The sequence below is a fragment of the Atribacterota bacterium genome (assembly GCA_028703475.1).
In the GTDB taxonomy this organism is placed as follows: Bacteria; Atribacterota; Phoenicimicrobiia; order Phoenicimicrobiales; family Stramentimicrobiaceae; genus JAQVMU01.
Genome location: JAQVMU010000126.1, coordinates 1 through 2,992 on the forward strand (window position 1 = coordinate 1; position 2,992 = coordinate 2,992).

At 35.0% G+C, this 2,992-nt stretch carries 3 protein-coding genes; all 3 read left to right on the top strand.

All coding sequences use genetic code 11. The annotated features are described in order from the left end of the window. Positions 1 to 198 precede the first annotated feature (198 nt). The 3 genes from PHQ99_08450 (at position 199) to PHQ99_08460 (ending at position 2,741) form a co-directional block, all read left to right on the top strand. A complete protein-coding gene (locus PHQ99_08450; GenBank protein MDD4289601.1) occupies positions 199 to 702 on the top strand; it encodes a ferritin in 504 nt (167 codons plus the stop codon). A 174-nt stretch (positions 703 to 876) separates the two neighbouring features. Beyond that, positions 877 to 1,905 carry a zinc-binding dehydrogenase gene (locus PHQ99_08455; GenBank protein ID MDD4289602.1) on the top strand — a complete coding sequence of 343 codons (1,029 nt, stop codon included), beginning with the start codon at positions 877 to 879 and terminating at the stop codon, positions 1,903 to 1,905. A 203-nt stretch (positions 1,906 to 2,108) separates the two neighbouring features. Continuing rightward, positions 2,109 to 2,741, top strand: a complete 633-nt coding sequence (locus PHQ99_08460) for a hemolysin III family protein (GenBank protein MDD4289603.1) — start codon at positions 2,109 to 2,111, stop codon at positions 2,739 to 2,741. The last annotated feature ends 251 nt before the right edge of the window (positions 2,742 to 2,992 follow it).

The following is a 2,992-nucleotide window of genomic DNA, read 5'->3' on the forward strand; positions in this document are numbered from 1 at the left end:
TACCTTTCCGACATAACCCTAATTTATTTTTTAAAATTGTCAGGAGATACCTCTTGCGCAACATTAAAAATTAACCTGGGGAAAAATATATGGTATAATAATTGCAATTAAATTCAATTATAGAGATAATTACTTGTCTATAGTTTATAAAAAATTAAAGTAAATTTAAATTAAACTTATAATGGAGGATATTATTGTATGATCAGTAAGAAAATGCAGGATAAGTTAAATTACCAGATTAACCGTGAGATTTTTTCAGCCTATTTGTATTTATCTATGGCAAGTTATGCTACAGCTAATGGATTTGATGGTTTTGGCAATTGGTTTTTTTGTCAGTACAAAGAGGAGTTAAGTCATGCTGAGAAGATATATCATTATGTAAATGAACAAGGAAGTGAAGTGCATCTGGAGGCAATAGAAAAACCGGAAGACAATTTTAGCTCAATAACAGATCTTTTTGAAAAAACATTAGCTCATGAAAAAACAGTTACCGGTTTAATCCATGATTTAGTTACATTGGCGCGGGAAGAGAATGATTATGCAACAGAATATTTCCTACAGTGGTTTGTTACAGAGCAAATTGAAGAGGAAGCTGAGCCGGAAAAAATACTTCAGAGGTTAAAAATGGTTGGGGAAAAAGGGAATGGCATAATCATGCTGGACAAATCTTTAGGCACCCGAGAATTCACACCTTCTTCATAAAAAACAAAGATTGTAATTTGGTATGGAATATAATTTAAGAAAATTTAATTATTATTCAAACAACAATGCCCCTCATCATTTGCTGAGGGGCATTGTTGTTATAAATGGTCAAGCAAAATAATATGGTCAGTATGTGAAGACCTAATCATTACGCACAATTGAGAGAGGTGTTTTATGAAAGCAGTCCGTCTTATTAAAATAGGGCAACCTTTGGAGTTACAGGAAGTACCCTTACCCAGGGTAGGTGAGAGAGATGTACTCATACGAGTTAAAGCAGCTGGAATTTGCCACTCAGATGTTCATTATAGAGCTGGCATATCCCCTGTTGGTACTTTACCTCAAACTCTTGGACATGAGATTGCCGGCATTGTGGAAGAAACCGGTTCGCAAGTTCATTTTCCCAAAATTGGGGACAGGGTTTGCATTCACTATCAGTTGAGTTGTGGTGATTGTAATTTTTGTGTAAGTGGAAATGAGCAATTTTGTAAACACGGTATGATGATTGGCAAGCATCGTGACGGTGGTTATGCTGAATATATTGCTATACCGGCCCGAAATACAGTACTATTGCCTGAAGAAGTCTCATTTGAAGAGGGAGCAGTCCTGATGTGTTCTTCGGCAACATCGTATCATGCTCTTAGAAAAGCCAGGTTGAAAGCCGGTGAAACAGTTGCCGTTTTTGGTGCAGGCGGATTGGGTATTTCTGCTATTCAACTAGCCAGAATAATGGGTGCACTTGATGTTTACAGTATTGATATCAATAAAGATAAGCTCAAATTATCTGAAAAATTTGGGGCTATACCAATCAACGCCGCAGATGAAGACCCGGTTACTAATATTTTTAAATACACTAATAATAGAGGAGTTGATGTTGCGCTGGAGGTGATTGGACTTCCTCAGACTATGATGCAAGCGGTCAAATCGATGGGAGTATTAGGGCGTACCGCTTTAGTAGGGATTACAGATAAACCCTTTGAAATATTTTCATATCAGGAACTTCTCGGAAAAGAGGCTGAGGTAATCGGCTGCTCTGATCATCTATTAAGTGAATTACCATTGCTTGTGGAATTTGTTAGAAGAAAAAAGCTTGATTTATCACATGTTATAACAAAGAAAATATCTTTGGATGCTTTTTCTATTAATGAAGTAATGGATAATATGGAGGCATTTGGGGGTGAAGTAAGAGCAGTAATTTGCCCCTGAAAAATAATTTACAAAATAAACAAACAAAATTAAAATAAATTGGATTGATAGAAAAAGGGAAATTCTTTGCATTATAAATATGTAAATGATACTATTGAAATAACCTTTAAATTCTGTTGTGCCAAAAATGAAATTATTAAAACTAATTTAATTTATTTTTTAGAGAGGCAATTCAAATAAATATTTTTAATAAAGATAATTATATGTTTAAAAAACTGAATTATAGTGAGGAAATTGTAAACAGTATTACTCATAGTATAGGGATAGGGCTGAGTATTGCTGCTCTGGTAATATTGATTGTCCTTGCCAGTAGAGAAGGGGATGTCTGGAGGATAGTCAGTTTCAGTATCTATGGCGCAACTCTGATAATATTATATTTGTCTTCTGCTTTATATCATGGTTCTTTCAATTTAAAGGTCAAGAAAATATTCAGGATTTTTGACCATTCTGCCATTTATCTGCTTATTGCCGGGACTTACACTCCAATAACCCTAACCCTGATGAGAGGGGTTTGGGGATGGACTCTTCTCAGTGTATCATGGGTAATGGCTCTTGGAGGAATTATTGTTACCATCTTTCTTCTGGATAAGTTAAAATCATTATTAATATTATCTTATGTATTAATGGGCTTACTTTCGGTTGTTGCAATTAAACCAATGATGCAAATGCTACCCCAGGGGATGATTATCTGGCTTTTAATCGGAGGAGGGTGTTACATTTTAGGATTAATGTTCTATTTATGGAAAAAATTACCCTATCATCATCCTATCTGGCATCTATTTGTTCTGGCTGGAAGTATTTCTCATTTTTTAGGCATATTATTTTATCTGACATAAGATTACCGGTTAACTTCTGTTCATCTTTCCAATTTTCCAATATTCCAATGACAATAATAGTCTACCAGTCACCCCCACCTTAATCATCTCCCTTCAAGGGGAAGGAGATAAGAGGATTTAATGAAGATTTTGCCCGGTTATTTTTCCTACTTGTTACAATTGGCTTTTTCCATAATTTCTAAAATTACCTCTGTTTTGGCATCTGCATAGTGCTGTACATGTCGCCATTTATTCTTTGCCAGGGATTTTTT